This is a genomic window from Parafrankia soli (assembly GCF_001854695.1).
In the GTDB taxonomy this organism is placed as follows: Bacteria; Actinomycetota; Actinomycetes; order Frankiales; family Frankiaceae; genus Parafrankia; species Parafrankia soli.
Genome location: NZ_MAXA01000080.1, coordinates 39,306 through 57,392, shown reverse-complemented (window position 1 = coordinate 57,392; position 18,087 = coordinate 39,306). Strand labels below are relative to the sequence as shown.

General features: G+C 72.2%; 13 protein-coding genes and 1 riboswitch. Of the genes, 9 read left to right on the top strand and 4 right to left on the bottom strand.

Annotation, left to right across the window (positions count from 1 at the left end; genetic code table 11):
* Positions 1 to 430: 430 nt before the first annotated feature.
* The 4 genes from BBK14_RS08670 to BBK14_RS08655 form a co-directional block, all read right to left on the bottom strand.
* The gene (locus BBK14_RS08670) at positions 431 to 994 is read right to left on the bottom strand and encodes a GNAT family N-acetyltransferase (protein WP_071060837.1); all 564 of its coding nucleotides are present in this window, start codon (positions 992 to 994) and stop codon (positions 431 to 433) included.
* Positions 987 to 2,093, bottom strand: a complete 1,107-nt coding sequence (locus tag BBK14_RS08665; protein WP_071060835.1) for an NAD-dependent epimerase/dehydratase family protein — start codon at positions 2,091 to 2,093, stop codon at positions 987 to 989. The genes BBK14_RS08670 and BBK14_RS08665 overlap by 8 nt, the downstream gene beginning before the upstream one ends.
* A gap of 324 nt (positions 2,094 to 2,417) precedes the next feature.
* Positions 2,418 to 3,695, bottom strand: a complete 1,278-nt coding sequence (locus tag BBK14_RS08660; protein ID WP_275078462.1) for a CAP domain-containing protein — start codon at positions 3,693 to 3,695, stop codon at positions 2,418 to 2,420.
* Between the two features lie 300 nt (positions 3,696 to 3,995).
* Positions 3,996 to 4,664, bottom strand: a complete 669-nt coding sequence (locus BBK14_RS08655) for a DedA family protein (RefSeq protein ID WP_241831315.1) — start codon at positions 4,662 to 4,664, stop codon at positions 3,996 to 3,998.
* 265 nt (positions 4,665 to 4,929) lie between these two features.
* Here BBK14_RS08655 and fbaA point away from each other — a divergent pair, with 265 nt between their 5' ends.
* The 9 genes from fbaA (at position 4,930) to purB (ending at position 18,029) form a co-directional block, all read left to right on the top strand.
* Positions 4,930 to 5,964 carry a class II fructose-bisphosphate aldolase gene (gene fbaA, locus BBK14_RS08650; RefSeq protein ID WP_012157661.1) on the top strand — a complete coding sequence of 345 codons (1,035 nt, stop codon included), beginning with the start codon at positions 4,930 to 4,932 and terminating at the stop codon, positions 5,962 to 5,964.
* 1,540 nt (positions 5,965 to 7,504) lie between these two features.
* Positions 7,505 to 7,725, top strand: a riboswitch (cyclic di-AMP (ydaO/yuaA leader).
* Between the two features lie 5 nt (positions 7,726 to 7,730).
* Positions 7,731 to 8,414, top strand: coding sequence for a transglycosylase family protein (locus tag BBK14_RS08645; protein ID WP_071060831.1), 684 nt, complete (start codon positions 7,731 to 7,733; stop codon positions 8,412 to 8,414).
* A 1,396-nt stretch (positions 8,415 to 9,810) separates the two neighbouring features.
* A complete protein-coding gene (locus BBK14_RS08640) occupies positions 9,811 to 10,554 on the top strand; it encodes a transglycosylase family protein (protein WP_071060829.1) in 744 nt (247 codons plus the stop codon).
* Between the two features lie 903 nt (positions 10,555 to 11,457).
* Positions 11,458 to 11,886 carry a DUF3151 domain-containing protein gene (locus BBK14_RS08635; protein ID WP_071060827.1) on the top strand — a complete coding sequence of 143 codons (429 nt, stop codon included), beginning with the start codon at positions 11,458 to 11,460 and terminating at the stop codon, positions 11,884 to 11,886.
* Positions 11,887 to 11,974: 88 nt separating this feature from the next.
* Positions 11,975 to 13,258 (top strand): adenylosuccinate synthase, encoded by a 1,284-nt coding sequence (locus tag BBK14_RS08630; protein ID WP_071060825.1) that lies wholly within the window; start codon positions 11,975 to 11,977, stop codon positions 13,256 to 13,258.
* Between the two features lie 224 nt (positions 13,259 to 13,482).
* A complete protein-coding gene (locus BBK14_RS08625; RefSeq protein ID WP_071060928.1) occupies positions 13,483 to 14,421 on the top strand; it encodes a hypothetical protein in 939 nt (312 codons plus the stop codon).
* A 424-nt stretch (positions 14,422 to 14,845) separates the two neighbouring features.
* Entirely contained in the window at positions 14,846 to 16,165 is a 1,320-nt protein-coding gene (gene purD / locus BBK14_RS08620; RefSeq protein ID WP_012157652.1) for a phosphoribosylamine--glycine ligase, read from the top strand.
* Complete coding sequence (gene purE, locus BBK14_RS08615; protein ID WP_071060823.1) at positions 16,162 to 16,725, top strand: 5-(carboxyamino)imidazole ribonucleotide mutase; 564 nt, start codon at positions 16,162 to 16,164, stop codon at positions 16,723 to 16,725. The genes purD and purE overlap by 4 nt, the downstream gene beginning before the upstream one ends.
* On the top strand, positions 16,722 to 18,029 hold the full coding sequence (gene purB / locus BBK14_RS08610) for an adenylosuccinate lyase (protein ID WP_071060821.1): 1,308 nt from the start codon (positions 16,722 to 16,724) through the stop codon (positions 18,027 to 18,029). Before purE ends, purB begins: the two co-directional genes overlap by 4 nt.
* Positions 18,030 to 18,087 lie beyond the last annotated feature (58 nt).

The following is an 18,087-nucleotide window of genomic DNA, read 5'->3' as shown; positions in this document are numbered from 1 at the left end:
TGTCCGGCCCGGCCCCGCCGTCTCACGGAACCATGAAAAACCTGTGTCGGATAGCCGACACCCCAGCCTCGGGTGGCCCTCAGAAATACCACCCCCGGGGGGTGAGGGAAAGAGGGTGACCAGGGCCGATGGCACGTTCGGGCAATCGGCCGCTGGACAGCGGGCGCTTGGAGCGTCGACGCCCGGGGCCGCGCCACCGGCTCGCGCCGCGGCGCCCGCGGACACCCAGGCCACTCGACACGCCGACAACGTTAACTCTAAGTAACGATGTATGCCGGGTCACGCGGCGATCGTCAGACCACTGCCAGGCCATCCCGGACTGCCCCGCCGAGGCCCGGCCATTCCGGATATCCCTCACTGCCAGGTCATCCGCGACATTCAGGTGACTGGCCGACCATCCGCGACATCCGGGACGGGGCAGCCGACAGCGTCAGCCGGGCGGCGGGCGGATCCACAGCCGACGGCGTTCGGTGAGCAGCACGCCGGTGGGCACGAACGCCGTCGACTGGGCGAGCCGCTTCGCGGCGGTGTCCCCGACGCGGACCCTCGTCCCGACCAGAACCCCCCGGTACTCCAGCCAGCTTGCGACGGCCCGGACGGCCTCCGCGGCGTACCCGTCGCGCCGGTGGGCGGCGCTCACCCGGACGCCGACCGCGGCCCGGGCGGCATGCATGTCGGCGGCGAGCAGACCGAGCGCCGTGCCGTCGTCCGCACGCAGCACCCAGGTCAGGATTCCCCGGCCGGCACCGATCCTGCGCCGCAGCTCCCGGCGCACACCCGTCGGGTCCGTGGCGACCGAGTCGGCCGGCGTGGAATCGGCCGGCGCGGAGTCGACCGCGCCGCCGAACAGCTCGCCGGCCGCCAGCCGGACAGGCGCGCCGTGGTTGGCGGCGACCATCGCCTGCGCGAGCTCCTCGGCGACGAACCCGGCGTTCCAGACGGTGAGGGGGAGTGCGCGCAGCCGCGCGGTGGTGAGGGTGGGACCCTCACCCACGGCGGGCCGGCTCCGGGACCCCCAGCAGGCCCCGGTCGCGCAGCCAGGAACCGGTCCGCCGCATGCCCTCGTCGAGGTCGACCTCGCCCCGCCAGCCGACGAGCGCGGCGATCCGGTCCCCGGAGACCGTGCCGCGCCTGGTGACGTCCTGGATCGTCAGCGGGCCGAGGTCGACCCGGACACGCGGGTCCACGTTGGCCATGAGGGCCGCGCCGATCCCGCGTAGCAGGCCCGGACGGCCGCCCGCGGACGCCGACTGCCGGCTCGGCAGCCGGTCGACGGCGTCGACGACCTCGCACAGCCGCGCAGGCACGGACCGGGGCGCCCGCACCTGCGCCATCGCGGCGTACCGCCCGAAGAATTCGGCCACCGTCGCCGTGCCCGGACCGGTCACGTGCAGCACCTGGCCGGTCACCGCCTCGCCCGGGGCGGCCGCGACGGCCATCACCGCGCTCACCACGTCGTCGACGTGGACGGGGCTCAGCATGCCGCGCCCGCCGTCGACGAGGACGAACCGGCCGGCCCGCATCAGCAGCACGGGCCACAGCGTCCAGCGGCCGGCGCGCGGGCCGTAGGCGTCGGCGATCCGCAGCACGGTGACGGGGGCCCCGTGGGCGGCGGCCGCGCTGACGGTCTGCTCGGCGGCGGCGATCGCGTCGGCGCGCGGCTCGCCGGTGAGGCCGACCGGCGCGGACTCGTCGGCCACGTGCGGTGCGTCGTCGCCGAGCGCGCTCACGCAGGACAGGTGGACCACGCGGCGGACACCAGCGCGCTGGGCCGCGTCGAGCACCGTCGCGGTCCCGCCGAGCAGCACCTTGCGCATCTGCGCGGTGGTGATGCCGCTGGGCGGGGTCGCCCGGCCGGCCCGCACCGGCGCCAGCTCCCCGACGCCGCCCATGCCCACGGCGGCGGCGTGCACGAGCAGGTCAGCGCCCTCGAGCGCCTTCTCCCAGCTCCCGGACGTCGTGACGTCGGCCAGGGTGACGCCCGGCGCGCGCCGCACGTCGAGCCCGATGACCTCGTCACCGCGCCGGCGGAGCTCATGCGCCACGGCGCCGCCGAGGAATCCGGCCGCGCCGGTGACCACCGACCGCACCACGCTCGCCCTCCCTCACCCGCTTCGCGGCCAGCCGGCCGGCGCCGACCCACGCACACCGGCGGCTGGTTACCCGACCCGGCCTGTTCCGGACCAGACGATACGTGATCTTTTGGTGTCCGCTCTGCCGGCGGAGTCGGCCGGCCTGAGCATGATGGCGAGCGATAGTACCGGGCCCGATGAGGGCGCCTGGTTCTGGGCCGGCGCGGGCCGCCGTCCGGGGCGCCGTCCGGGACCCTCCGGAGCGGTTTCGAGACGCCACCCGAAGGCCACAGAAAAGGGTCGACAAAAGACCACCAGCGGGAATGGGCCGCCCGATTGGTGCCGTTACGGCGAGCCGAAATCCTGGACCCAGTAGGTGCCGTAGTCACCTCCGGTGGCGAACCCGACACCGATCTGGCTGAGCGAACAGTTCAGGATGTTCGCCCGGTGGCCGGGGCTCGCCATCCAGTCCGCGACGACGTCGGCCGGGGTCCGCTGGCCGGCCGCGATGTTCTCCGCCGCGATCGAGAAGACGTAGCCCGCCGCCGCGATCCGGTCGAAGGGCGACCGCCCGTCCCGGCCGCTGTGGTCGAAGTAGTTCCGGGCCGCCATGTCCGCGCTGTGCTCCTGGGCCGAAGCCGCCAGGCGGGCGTCGACCGTGAGGGCCGGGCAGCCCGCGGCCGAGCGCTGGGCATTGGTCCGCGTGACGACCTCCTCGATCAGCGCGGCCGTCGCCGCCGACCCGGCACCGCCGCCCGCGCCGGTCGGGGTCCCGGCGAGCCGGGCGCCGGAGGCGACGGGGGCCGGTGCCGGCCCGGCCACCGCGGCGCTCGCGCCCGCCGCCGGCTCGGCGCCCGACGGCGAACCGGCGCCTGTCGGGGAGCCCGACACTCCCGCGGAGGCCGACCCGGCAGGGCCGGGCGGCGTACCCCGGGGCGTGCCGTCGCCCGGATCAGCGGCGGCCGCCGCTGACCGCGGCGCGGCTCCGCCCGGAGCCGTCTGGTCCACCCCGGGCGGGAGGGGGTTCGCGACGGGCACCCGGCCGGTGCGGACCAGCGGGGCGTGCGTCGCGCGGAAGATCACCTCGGACAGGGTGTAGTCGCCGTTCGGCAGCTGCCGGGTGTCGATGCTTGCCTCGAACGGCTCGCCCATCGCCCACCGGGTCACGTTCACGGGGCCCGAGAGCAGGTAGAGGACCCAGGGCTCGCCCGGTGCCGAGCCCGGTTGCCCGTCGGCGGCCATGATCGCGAGCAGCGCGGGATCGGCCCGCAGCACCAGCACACCGCTCACCGGCCCCCGGTCGGCCGGCCACACCGGATCGGCGGGCGACCCGCCGTACCCGGCCAGGGCGCCCCGCCCGCTCCGCGACGCGCTGCCAGGCGGTGCGCCGACGGCATCCGTGCCCGCGGTGTGATCCGCGGTGCCCGCACCGGTCCCGTCCGCGACAACCCTGTTGAACCCGGAGAGGCCACGGCCCGCCGCGCTCGACGTCGAGGGGACCTCGCCCGAGGCCGCCACGAGCCCGAGCGTGACCAGCGTCAGCGCCACCAGCCCCGCGGCGGCGCGCAGCCCGCCCGCCCGCCCGGGCGTGGGACGTCTTCGGTGCCGCCGGCCACGGACCACGTCCTGGACCGGGCCCGCGGGGCCGGCCGGGTCCGCGGCGCGCGAACTCCGCGCACGCGGGGCCGGCCGCGCACGCCGGCCCGGCCGCGCACGCGAGCTCGGTCGCGCATGCGAGCCCGGCCGTACACGCAAGCCCGGACCGGACGGCGCAGCCCGGCCACGTTCAGGACGCTCTGAGTGCATTCGGACCCTCTGTGTGATCGGCTTGCCGGCCGCTCGCTCACCCGAAGAGACTAGCGATCTGTAGCCGTAGGGGTCCGGCCGGGCCAGGACGAACCCACCGACCAGGCATATAAGGGGTCAGTCCGAGGTGGTCCCGTCGCCGGGATCTCCCGGGACCCGCTCAGTGCGGGCTGGTCCCACTGGTCCCGCTGGAGCCGCCAGGCCCCGCGGCCGCGCTACCCGCCGGCGGAGCAGCTCACCGACCGCCCCCGCCAGGACGGACACGGCGATGACCACCAGCGCGATCCACAGCGCCGCGTCCCGCAGGCCCGGGATCGAGGCGGCCTCGTAGCCCAGCAGGGTCAGGCCCGTCCCCCAGACGACGGCGCCGATGACCACGGCCACACCGAACCGGTGCCGCGGCATCGCCACCGCGCCCGCCAGCACCGGAGCGAACGTCCGCGCCCAGGGGACGAACCTGGCCGCGATCAGGGTCACCGCGCCGAACCGGCGGTAGAACTCCTCGGTTCGGCCGAGCGCCCGCGCGTGTCGGCGTTCCAGGTAGGGCCGGCCCAGGTGGCTGCCGGTGGCATAGCCCACCACGGCGCCGGCGCTGGCCACCACCGCGACACCGACCGCGACCACGACGATTGACACGTCCGCGGCCGGATCCGCGGCGACCAGACCGGCCGCGAACAGGATGGTGTCCCCTGGAAGCCAGAAGCCGACCAGGATCCCGCTCTCCGCAAATATCACCGCGAAGAGGATGACGTAGAGGGTCATCCCGGAGAGGCTCTCGATGTCCACTCGGCCAGTCTGCCGGGCGCGGCGGGCGGGGAGGAGACATCCAGCCGCCTTCCGGCGATGTCGCGTGGAACCACACCCGTCCGAGGCGCGCGACGGCATACCCTTCGGCCTACACCTGCCGTCGGCACGCGTCGGGCGCGACCGGACTCATGGGGATCCAGGGATCCGGTGGCGGGTTCGGCGGCGCGGCCGGCGCCAAGGCCCGCGGGCGGTGCGTGCCGCCAGCCGGCCGCGGCGCCCCTACACCTTTCGAGGAGTTCCACCGATGCCCATCGCCAGCCCAGACGTCTACGCCGAGATGCTCAGCCGGGCGAAGTCGAACGCCTACGCCTACCCCGCCATCAACGTGACCTCGTCGCAGACCCTCAATGCCGCGCTCCGGGGTTTCGCGGAAGCCGGCAGCGACGGAATCGTCCAGGTGTCGACCGGCGGCGCCGAGTTCCTCTCGGGAACGACCATCAAGAACATGGTGCTGGGCGCGGAAGCGCTCGCCGAATACGCGCACCACGTCGCCAAGGCATACCCGGTGAACATCGCGCTGCACACGGACCACTGCCCCGCCGACAAGCTGGACACCTACATCCGCCCGCTGATCGCCATCTCGAAGGAGCGCGTGGCGCAGGGCCGCGACCCGCTTTTCCAGTCCCACATGTGGGACGGTTCGGCGGTCGAGCTCGAGGAGAACCTCAAGATTGCCGACGAGCTGCTCGCCGACTGTCGCGCGGCGCGCATCGTGCTGGAAGTCGAAATCGGTGTCGTCGGTGGTGAGGAGGACGGCGTCGTAGGCGCCATCGACGAGAAGCTCTACACCACCCCCGGCGACATGTTCCGCACCGCCGAGGTTCTCGGCACCGGAGAAAAGGGCAGCTACATGCTGGCCGCGACGTTCGGCAACGTGCACGGCGTCTACAAGCCAGGGAACGTCAAGCTCCGACCCTCGATCCTGCGCGAGGGTCAGCAGCACGTGGCCGAGAAGCTCGGCCTGGCCGCCGACGCGAAGCCGTTCAACCTGGTCTTCCACGGCGGCAGTGGGTCGGACCTCTCCGAGATCCGCGAAACGCTCGACTACGGCGTCATCAAGATGAACGTGGACACCGACACCCAGTACGCGTTCACCCGGCCGATCGTCGACCACATGCTCCGCAACTACGACGGTGTCCTCAAGGTGGACGGTGAGGTCGGGGTCAAGAAGGCCTACGACCCGCGCACCTACGGCAAGGCCGCCGAAACCGCCATGGCCGCCCGGGTCGCCCAGGCCTGTGACGACCTGCGGTCCGCCGGCCGGTCGATCGGGGTCTGACCAGCCTCGTCCGGTTCACGGCCCGACGGTCACCTGATCCGCTCCTCTCCCTCCCGGGGACGTCTGTCCCCGGGAGTACATCTATGCCCCGCGGAGTCCATGTGTCCCGGGCTGTGGCCCTCGGCCGCACATGGCACTGTTCTCCCCATGGCTCCGCTCTCCCTATGTCTCGACGCCGTGTCTCCTCATTGCTCTTCGGTCGGCCGAGCGTCCGCGGCCGCGGAGGGCGGCACCGGAACCCCCTGAGCGCCGCGCGCCCGGGGGACCGCATTCCCCGGAAACAATGAGGTACCTGTCGGGACACGCACCGTTTACCCAGGACGGGGCCCCTCGCCCGGTGCCGCCCGACACCCGGTGCCGCCCGATGCCGCCCGGGACGCTCAGTGCCATCCGGACACCCAATGACACCCGGGATGCATAGTGCCCAAATAGGCACGCAAAGCTATCGTGGACGTGCGGTGCCCAGCGGAGCACACGGCGCCAACTCGGAACAGAGTGTGCACCCGCTCCCATCCATGCGGAAGCGCACCCTCGATGTGGACGCGAGGCGTCACCCGCCCGGCGAGGCCTCATGAAGATCGTGCGGGCGGTCGGCGCGACATCGGCGCCCATACCAACCCAGGACACTCCGAAGCCCACAGCCCATCACAGGCCCCTCATGGGTTGCGGATCGGGTAAAGCCTGCTGAGACCACGCGCACGACCCATCGGAGTCCACACCGGACGCAGCGTTCGCGTGGGCTCCTATGTGTCTCAGCCGCCCCGATGCGTCCTACCCGACACATGCCGACACATGCGGCCGCGCGCCGAACGCTGCTGCCGCGGTGACCCGAGCGCACCCGTTCGTGCGCCCCGGTGATACCTCTTCCGGCCCACCCCGAGACGCACGCCCGTGGCCGAACCGCGCGCCGCCCCGCCCGTGGGCCCGCGGGACAGCTCGGATTCCCGCCCGAACGGGGCTACTTCGGGGCACGCAGAGAGGCACCAGACAGCCCACGCGATCGCCCGATCACGGGCGAGAGACACACACGGACCCACCTCAGCCAAGATCGATCCGAGGGGCGAACGGGACGTACCGACCCGACCCCGAGGGACGCCACCACCCCGCAAGCAGTCACAGAAACACCCCAACAAGTTAACTCATAGTTACAGTTGCGTTTCTCACACATCACGGCATGCGGGCCGACATCAGCACGACGATATGAATTTTCTAGCTGCTTGATGACGGCCTGGCCGGCCGCGGGTAGCCTTCTCGCATATTCGGCTTGATTGCCGACAGCACGCCCAATGGTAATGATCTTTCACCAGTGTGATCTGTCGGTACGAACCACCCTCCACGACGCGGTCGCCAAGTTAATGAGCGCGCATGCGCGCGCGATACCAGCACCGTGATCAAACCTCAAGCAGCCACCGGACGGTGTGCTCTTTTTCACCTGAGGCATTCAGTGCTTGTCATTCGACCTGACGGCGTGGTTATGGTCTTCGCCGTGCCCGGAGACAGGCCGGGCACCCGACGGGTGGCACGCCGAATCCCTGCCCCCATCCGTTGGAAACAGAAACCCGATGGCAGGAGCGGGGGAACCAATACCCGGTCGCCGATTCTGGGGACCTTGGGGTGAAGCCGCTAACGCCGACGGCACGAGGAGGAAGCTTGTCCTCCGTTGCCGAAGGCACAGGATTTCCGGAGTTCCTGACTTGGCGGCCGGGCTTTTTCCCTGCCCGAACCCGACAGCTCACCTCGCAGGCGTGGGGAAGGAAAACTCACGCATGTCCGACGCACGTACCAGTGGCCGACAACGCCGCAGCAGTACCCGCAGCCGGGCCCGCACTCTCGTCTCCGTCCCCGTCATCGCCGCGGCGGTCGGCGGAACACTCGCCCTGAGCCAGCCGGCCAACGCCGCCACGACCTGGGAAGGTCTACGGCAATGCGAGTCCGGCGGTAACTACACGACGAACACCGGTAACGGCTACTATGGCGCTTACCAGTTCTCGCCAGGCACCTGGCGCAGCCTCGGCTACTCGGGGCTGCCACACACGGCTCCGCCCGCCGTGCAGGACGCAGCGGCACTGCAACTCGCACTCCGTTCCGGGTTCGGCCAGTGGCCGGTCTGCGGGAGCGGAATGGGCTCCGAGCAGCTCCTGCCCGGCGCGTCGTCATCAGGCGCCGGGGTCCAGGCGTCCAGAGCGGCCGAGCGCACCTCGCTGGTCGCCCAGCCCGCAGCCGCGGGCGTCCCGAACCTGACGCGGACATACACCGCGTCGATGGTCAACCAGGTCAGCGACGAAGTCCGCTCCTGGCAGGCCAAGATGACCTCCCTCGGCTACCCCCTCACGGTCGACGGCAGCTACGGACCACGGTCCGCGGCCGCGGCGCGTGACTTCCAGGCCACACGCGGCCTCGTGGTGGACGGCGTCCTGGGTCCGCAGACCTGGGCGGCCACCTTCGGCTGACGTCTGCTGACCGGCGCACTCGGTCACCAGCCGGGCCGTCTGACGGCCACCGCCGCACGCGGCGCCCGCTCCCCCGCTGGCCTGAACCGACCCACCGCACCCTCCTGACGGCCGCCCCCACGCCGCCGTCCGGTCGCGGTGGCCCCCACGCACCGGTCGAGCCCCCTTCGCAAGGCGTCCTTCCCCCGGACGAGGCATCCCACCCGCGCCCGTCGCGGTGAGCCATCCCTCCATGGACTCAGGCCCTCGAACCGGGCGCCGGCGAATCATCCGTGTTCCAACTCCGCCCAGCCGGTGTGTCTCCGGACATCCCGCCCGCGGCCGACCACGTGCTGTCGCAACCGCGATTCCCCCACCAGCACGAGCTCGGCACTCTGCGTCGCCCCGGTTCGTCCGCGGCGAAGACCCGCCGGCGCCAGGACCGTATGACCCGCCCGCACGGGGCAGACCCCGCCGTGCGGGCGGGGGCGGTGCGCGGATCGCCCCAACGATCCGCGCGGCACGGGAGGCGGTACGGACTCAGGCGGCAAGCCGGCGTCGAAGTCCCGATGCCGGGGGCCGTGTTCTCATCCGTGATCCACCCGATGATCGGACGAACCCTCCGACAGCCAAGTCGCCGCGGCGCGTGATCCGCCGCCGATTCTGCTAGGTCGAGCCCGCCGCATGATCTCCTCCGGCCCAGGCCGCAGGAGGAGCCGTCCACGCCGGTGATCCCGGCGGGCGGGCGTGTCCCACACAGGCCGGGACACGCCCGCCGCGGACGGCCAGCCCGATCCCGTCGCCCGTGCAGGTCCTCCCTCCGCCGCGCCCCGTGCCCCCGGGCCCACAACCCCATCAACCTACATATAGCCACGCTAGATATACAAAACGTAATTATCTAGGAAAAAACTACAAACGAACGACAAACGTACTTTCGAGGAGCCGTCCAGACGCGACGGCACGCGGCCCGACCCACCCCGGCGGACGGCCGTCCGCGGCCTGGCGGTAACGTCATCCGGATTAGTGCGTCTCGTCACAATCGGCTACGTCACTCGTCAATCAGCCCATTCGGGTAGCTCCGATGTGGTCCTTTCGCATCCCCCACTAGCCGCCCGAATTTGCGCCGTCTAGCTAGATCTCGCTACAGTTCCGCCCACTCGCCTCCCCGGGCGAGGTCATGCGGACGGACGCCGAGTCCTGCCCCCGTCCCCATGGCCGGAACGAGCACGGACAACATCGGGCAGGAGCGGGGGACCCACCATCCGGACGCCCCCCGGCGTCCTAGGGGTTAAGCCGGCGAAACGTGCGGCCGGGAGCACACCGATCCGCGAGGACGGGCTCCGGGCCCGCGGCGCCGACCGGGCAACTTCCAGCCCGAACCCGACAGCTCACCCCGTAGGCGACGGGAAGGACTCTGATGCGATCGCATGATCGTGTTCCCGCCCGTTCCAATGGCCGTGGCGGAAGGCACCGAGCGACCCAGGGACCGTCCACCGCGACTCGGGTCCTGCGCACCACCGGCGCCGTGACGGCGCTGGTCGGCACCGGGCTCGCGGTGACCGCCGCTCCCGCGGGAGCGGCGACTGCCGAAGACTTCGCGAAGCTCCGCAAGTGCGAGTCGGGCGGCAACTACGCCATCAACACCGGCAACGGCTTCTACGGTGCCTACCAGTTCGACCAGCGCACCTGGACGGGCCTGGGCTACCCCGGCCGACCCGACCAGGCTCCTCCCGCGATGCAGGACGAGGCCGCGTACAAGCTGTACAACAGCCGCGGCTGGTCACCATGGCCCGGCTGCACCAGCAAGCTCGGCCTCACGAGGAACGGCCCGGCGCCGGCGTCGTCCGGTGCCGGCGGCGACGTGATCGCCCAGGCCCTGACGCCGGCCGAGCCGCCCATGACGCTCGAGCGCGCTCGGGCTGAGGTCGGCGGCCAGTTCGGCGGCGAGGCGCTGAACGTCGGTATGGGCGACGACGTGCGCGCGGACGCCTTCATATGRCAGGCGGAGATGCGCGACCGCCGGTTCGTCCTGACCGTCGACGGCAAGTTCGGCCCGGAATCGCAGGGCATCGCCGCGCTCTACTCGTACCTCACCCGAGTGAGTGACGGTCAGCCCGGCGTGGTCGGCCAGAACCTGTGGAACGCCACCGTCAGCGGCTGACACCACCAGCGCCGCCTGACGCACAGCACCGCCAGGCACCCCGGCACCGCCAGGCACCCCGGCACCGCCGGCTTCACCTGACACCACCGTCGACGGCCGACGTCGGCGGCGCCAACGGACGTTGCCGACAGCTGACAGCGTCGACAGCTGTCGCACGCCCTGAGACGGCCGGCAGCCGCCCTCACACCGTCGGCAGCACCCCCAGGGTGGCTGACAGCGCCGTCAGCCGGCTTGCGGCACGACCCCGACGGCCGGCACCCGCATCCGCTCCCAGCGGCTGACAGCGCCGTCAGCGGCTGGCGGCTGCCACGGCCGGCGCTGACGGCCTGCGGTGCCACGTCGGGACGTCGCGCGGCGTCCATGTCAAGGCGCCTCGGGGCCTGGATGTCGCCGGGCCGGGCGTCGTGCGCGCCCGCCCACCCGCAGCGAGACCAGGCCGGGCGTGGGGCCAGGCCGGGCGGGACCGCGGTGCCCGGCGGAGCACAGCCCCTGACATCGCCGTCGCCACCCGCCAGGACCGCGGACGGCGCCGGACCTGCGGCGGCCACGCGTACCTCCGGATGACGGGCGCCGGGTCCTCATGACCGTCTGGCAGGTCGGGCTATGCCTCGTTGGCACGAGGTTCCACGAGGGCGCTGTGGTCCCGGGCTGGTCCCGATCTCGCCTCCGCGCCCGTGCCGTGGTCCGCCCGGCCCTCGATTGCCGTCAAGCAGAAATCTAAAAACCAACAGACAGACTACGGAAGAAATCGACTGACACAGGAGAAGCAGGGCCGGCGGCGGCACGACGCCGGCGGGGCGCCGACGCGATGCCGGCGGGGCCCGCGGCCGTCCGTGGCCGTTCAGTGGCCGTCCGCGGGCGGCTCGGCCCCGGAACGGCTCCGGCGTCGGGCAGGATGAGGTCATGACGACACCGCCCGCGAACCAGAACCTCCTGTCGGGCCCGCCGCCCACGCTGCTGCCCTCCGACGCGGCGGCCGCGGACGCGCTGCGGGCCGGCGACACGCCGGACACGGTCGCCGCCCGGTTCCCGGCCATCAGCCTCGGCTGGGCGGTCCTCGCCGAGGACGCGCTGCGCGCCGGGCGCCCGGTGGAGGCGTACGCCTACGCACGGACCGGGTACCACCGGGGCCTGGACCAGCTCCGCCGGTCCGGCTGGAAGGGGCACGGGCCGGTCCCGTGGTCCCACGAGCCGAACCGCGGCTTCCTGCGCGCGCTGGCCGCGCTCTCCCGCGCCGCGGCGGAGATCAACGATGGCGAGGAGGCGGCCCGGTGCCGGCAGTTCCTCACGGACAGCGACCCGGCCGCGGCCGCGGAACTCGGTCTCGCATAGCCGCCATCCGGCCACGGAACGCCGCCGCCGGCCCGCAGGGTCTGACGGACGGACCACGACGGGCCCATATCCCTAGTAACCTCGCCCGGTGCCCGCACTAGTCCTCATCGGCGCCCAGTGGGGCGACGAGGGAAAAGGAAAGGCGACCGACCTCCTGGGCGGCGCCGTCGACTACGTCGTCCGCTACCAGGGTGGCAACAACGCCGGACACACGGTGGTGATCGGTGCGGAGAGTTACGCCCTGCACCTGATTCCGTCCGGTGTGCTCCGCACCGACTGCGTTCCGGTGATCGGTAACGGCGTCGTGATCGACCCCGGTGTGYTGCTCTCGGAGATGGACGGCCTACAGGCCCGCGGGGTCGACGTCTCCCRTCTGCTCATCAGCGCGGACGCCCATCTGATCATGCCGCACCACCGCGCCCTGGACAGGGTCACCGAGCGGTACCTGGGCAAGGCCCGGATCGGCACGACGGGCCGGGGCATCGGCCCTGCGTACGGGGACAAGGTCGCCCGCACCGGCATCCGGGTGCAGGACCTGCTCGACCCCGGCATCTTCCGGCAGAAGCTGGAGCTGGCGCTGCGGGAGAAGAACCAGGTCCTGACCAAGGTCTACAACCGGCGGCGCATCGAGGTCGACGAGGTCGTCGAGGAGTACGCCGCCTACGCCGAGCGGCTGACCCCGCACATCGCCGACACCGGCCTGCTCCTCGACACCGCCCTGCGCGAGGGCAAGGTCGTCCTCCTCGAGGGCTCCCAGGGCACCCTCCTGGACGTCGACCACGGCACGTATCCGTTTGTGACCTCCTCGAACCCGACCGCCGGCTACGCCGCGACCGGGGCCGGCATCGGCCCCACCCGCATCAACCGGGTGATCGGGATCATCAAGGCGTACACGACCCGGGTCGGCGCCGGCCCGTTCCCGACCGAGCTCGACGACAAGGTCGGCGAGGAGCTGCGCCGCATCGGCGGAGAATTCGGGGTCACCACCGGCCGGGCCCGGCGCACCGGCTGGTTCGACGCGGTCATCGCCCGCTACGCAGTCCGGGTGAACGGCCTCACCGACCTTTTCCTCACCAAACTCGACGTACTTTCCGGCTTCGACACGGTGCCGGTCTGCGTGGGCTACGAGATCAACGGTCAGCGCACCGATGAGATGCCGATGACGCAGACGGAGTTCCACCACGCGAAACCGATCTACGTCGAGCTGCCTGGGTGGCACGAGGACATCTCGGGTGTCACCCGGTTCGCCGATCTCCCCGAGGCCGCCCAGGCGTATGTGGCGACACTCGAGGAGATGGCGGGCGCCCCGGTGTCGGCGGTCGGGGTGGGCCCCGGCCGCGCCCAGACCCTGGTGATCAACGAACTGATCTGACCCGGGCACGGCCCCCACAGCCGTCCACCCTGCCGTGCCCGGTCCCGGCCAGCCCGGCGCGCGGGCGAGAGTCTCACCCGTGCCGTGCCCAGACCCGAGCCGTGACCGGTCCCCCGTGCGGTGAACAGTCTCGCGCGGTGATCGGGTCGGGCCGGAGTTGCGCTACGGAGCGTTACGGTCGACGCTTGGCCGGTCACAGTAGGCGACGACCGGGGGTGGTGGCGATGGCGGGATACCCGTCGCAGGCCTCCTGGGACGACGAGCACGCCGACGGCGCCGACGGCGCAGGCTCCGAGATCACGAACGAGACACTCGCCACCGCGCGACCCTCGACCGAACTCGAGCCGGCGACGGCGCCACGCCAGCCAGGCCCGGCACGCTGGTCACCCACCGTCCATCCTGACCATCCGCTACGCCACGGCATCGACCCCGCGACGTGGCCGGTCGGTTTCTCCCCCACCGGCGAGGCGCTGCCGGAGACCCTGACCGACGTTCTCCTGCGCGGCAGTCACGCCATCCGCAGCTCGAAGCGCGCCGAGGCCCAGCGCCTCGAGCGGGCGGCGGCGATCGCCGAGCACGTCCAAGCCCAGATCGACGACTTCCTGGGCTTCTGCGCGGCCGAGCGCCTCACCCCACCGGTCATCGTCCGCACGAACGGCCGCCGCGCCGAACGGTCCCACGACGATGTCCCCGACTGGGACGGCACGCCACGACTCCGGACGTCAACCATGGACCGCGCCGCCGCACGGGCCGGGGATGACGACTCCAGACAGGACCGTCGCCGTGGCGAGGACGACGCGGACCCCGACACCGCCAGTCCGCCGCCCACCGGCCAGCACGGACGTCGGTCGGGGACCACACCGGCACGCCGCCGGCTCCTTCGCCGCGAGCGGCTGCATGCCTGGCCGCTCCTCTACTGGCGCTGCGAGAGTTTCCCGGCCCCGGGACGCTCCCTGCACCTGTTCGTCGAACCGGACGGACGCACCTTCGAGGGCCGCGACGCCCCCGCGCCGCTGACGGTGCTCGGCCGTGAGGTGCAGGTGTGGCCCGTCGACGCCCCGTCGATAGTCGAGGGCATGGCCGAGGTGGACGCCCGCCGTTGCGCACTTCACCTGGTGCACGGAATGGCTCACATGCTCTGGCAGGCCGGCGTGGGCCTGTAGCCCTTCCGCCTTCTTAATCTATTAGCCACATCTAATTCCATCTCCACCACCGGCGCCGTTTCCGGCGTACACAGAGAAGTGTGGTGATCGAGTGAGTCCATGCACTCATTCAGTCGCCGCGCTTCATCGAAACGGATAAAAGGACGTCGACGGCGCCGACGCGCGCCCCCCGGAGCCCCGCGGCCCGAGCCGGGCGCCGGGCGGGGGCCTGGACCATGCGACACGGCGGTGGTCGGTGGAGGCGGCACGGGTCCTGTCGTGGTCTCTTCTTGCTGATGAGCAAGCGGACATTGCTGGCACCAGTCGATCCCCGGGACACTCGGGACGGCATCGCCGACAGGGCCACAAGGCAAAGGATGATCAACGTGCACGCTAACCTGGACCCCGTGACTTCCGCGGCCGCCACCCCGGCCTCCCCCGAGCTGTGAAGGTCCTCGTCGTCGGTTCCGGCGGGCGTGAGCACGCGTTGTGCCGCGCGCTGGCCCGGGATCCCAATGTCGGCTCGCTCGTGTGCGCCCCGGGCAACGCGGGGACGGCGGAGCTGGCCGAGCCGCGTCCGCTGCGGGTCGACGATCCGGATGCTGTCGCCGCCCTCGCCGAGTCGGTGCGCGCCGATCTGACGGTGATCGGCCCCGAGGTCCCGCTGGTCGCCGGCGCGGCCGACGAGATCAGGGCCCGTGGGCTGCGGGCGTTCGGCCCGTCCGCCGCGGCCGCGCGACTGGAGGGCAGCAAGGCGTTCGCGAAGGAGATCATGCGAGCGGCGGGCGTCCCCACGGCCGATTCACGGGACCACACCGAGATCTCCTCGGCGCTGGCCGATCTGGATAGTTTCGGCCCGCCGTACGTCGTGAAGTACGACGGTCTCGCCGCAGGCAAGGGCGTCACCGTGACCACCGACCGGGACGCGGCCGTCGACGCCGTCCGGGCGAGCCTGCGTGGCCCGGACGACCGGGTGGTGCTCGAGGAGTACCTCGACGGGCCCGAGGTCTCGCTGTTCGCGATCGTCACCGAGTCCGGCTCGGTGGTGCCGCTGCTGCCCGCTCAGGACCACAAGCGGGTCGGCGACGGCGACACCGGCCCGAACACCGGCGGGATGGGGGCCTACACCCCGCTGCCGTGGGCGCCGCGGAACCTGACCGCCGAGGTGGTCCGCACGGTGATCCGGCCGACAGTGGACGAGATGGCCCGCCGGGGAACCCCGTTCACCGGTCTGTTGTACGCCGGGCTGGCGCTGACGTCCCGTGGCATTCGTGTGGTCGAGTTCAACGTTCGGTTCGGTGACCCCGAGGTACAGGCGATCCTGGCACTGCTCAACACGCCGCTGACCGACGTGCTCTCCGGGCGGCGGCCGCCGGTGTGGCGGTCGGGGGCCGCGATCACCGTGGTCGTCGCCGCCGCCGGCTACCCGGCGAACCCGCGGCTCGGTGATCCCATCCGTGGTCTGGCCGCGGCCGGCGCGCTGGCGGGGGTGGACGTGCTCCACGCCGGGACCCGCCGGGACGAACAGGGGCAGGTGGTCGCGTCGGGTGGCAGGGTGCTGTCCGTCACGGCCATCGGCTCGAACCTCGAGTCCGCGCGAGGATCGGCATACGAGGCCATCAGCCGCATCTCGCTGGACGGTGCCCACTACCGCACCGACATCGGGGACCCGTCCCGGATGCGCGGCGCGGTGGACGTCCACCGCGCCGGTTCCGGGGTGGGCGACCTTCACCAGTCGCAGGACCAGCAGGACAAGAAGGAGTGAGCGTGTCGCAGGGCAAGTCGTCACAGGGCAACGGGGCAAGGGGCGGCTCGACGGATCCGCGGGTGGCGATCGTCTACGGCTCCCCGTCGGACACCCAGACCATGAGCAAGGCCGGCGCCACCCTGGAGCGCTTCGGGGTCGCCTACGAGGAGGTCTCCCTCTCGGCGCACCGCGCCCCGCGCACGCTCGCGGAGTACGTCGGGAAGCTGCGCGCGCGGGAGATCCAGGTGGTGATCGCCGGCGCCGGGCTCGCCGCCGCGCTGCCGGGCGCCGTCGCGGCCCTGACGACCCTGCCGGTCATCGGCGTGCCGATCTCCGGTGGCGCGCTGGACGGCATGGACTCCATGCTCGCCATCGCGCAGATGCCGCCCGGCGTGCCGGTGGCCACCGTCGGGCTGAACAACTCGACGAACGCCGCGATCCTCGCGATCCAGATCCTGGCGCTGGGCGACCCGGATCTCGGCCTGAAGCTCGCGACGTTCAAGGACGAGTTCGAGCAGGCAGCGGCCGACTCTCTCGCTGACGTCGCGGCGGCGGCGACCGCGGCGGCACGCGCATGATCGGTCGCTACACGCTGCCCGACATGGGTCGGGTGTGGTCCGAGGCGAACAAGTACGAGCTGTGGTGCAAGGTCGAGGTCCTGGTCCTGGAGGCGCACGCGGCGGCCGGGCGCGTCCCGGCCGACGCGGTGGGCCCGGTGCGTGCCGCGGCGGCCCCGACGCCGGAGGCCGTCGCCGAGATCGAGGCCGTCACCCAGCACGACGTGATCGCCTTCCTGACCGCCTGGGCCGACCAGACCGAGCCGCGTTCCGCCGCGGCCTACGTGCACTTCGGCATGACCTCGTCGGACCTGCTCGACACCGCGCTCGCCTGCCAGCTCGTCGAGGCCACCGACCTGCTGCTCGCCCGTGCCGACCGGCTGGTCGCCGCGCTGCGCGACCTCGGGCTGGCGCACCGCGGGACCCTGCGGGTCGGCCGCACGCACGGCATCCACGGCGAGCCGACGGTGTTCGGCCACCGCGTCGCCGACCTGGCCTTCGGGATGGCCCGCTGCCGTGACCGGCTGCGCGCGGCGCGGGCGGACGTCGGCGTCGCGAAGATCTCGGGAGCGGTCGGCACATACTCGAACATCGACACCGACGTGGAGGGCTACGTCGCGGACAAGCTCGGCCTCACCCCGGCGCCGGTCGCGACACAGGTCGTCCTGCGGGACGGGATCGCCTCCTGGGTCGCGGCCCTCGCCGGCCTGGCGACGGTCTGCGAGGCGGTCGCCCTCGAGGTGCGGCACGGGCAGCGCACAGAGGTCCGGGAGCTGTCCGAGCCGTTCGGGTCGGGCCAGAAGGGCTCGTCCGCGATGCCGCACAAGAAGAACCCGATCATGTCGGAGCGCATCGCGGGGATCGCCCGGATCGTCCGGGCCCAGTACGTGCCCGTCCTCGAAGGTGTCCCGCTGTGGCACGAGCGGGACATCTCGCACTCCTCCACCGAACGGATCGCCCTGCCGGACGCCGCCTGCGGCGTGGACTACCTGCTGCACCTCACCACCCGGCTCGTCGACGGCCTCGTCGTCGACCGGGAACGGATGCGGGCGAACCTCGACGCCACCGGCGGGCTCGTCTACACCTCGGCGGTACTGCTGGAGCTGGTGGAAACCGGGCTGTCGCGCGAGGACGCCTACGCCGTCACCCAGGCGGCGGCGATGGAAACCTGGCAGACGGGCGTCCCCTTCCGCGAGACGCTGCGCAAGCACGCGGGCGACCGCGGCCTGCCGCTCGACGAGGCTCGCCTGGACGAGGTCAGCCGACCGGAACGCTATGTCGAGCGGCTCACCCCCGTCTTCGACCGACTGGCCGCGCTGGGCTAGGCGAAGCGGACGTACCGGGGCCGGACCGGACGGAAGGGCCTGACCCAACCCGGTCCGG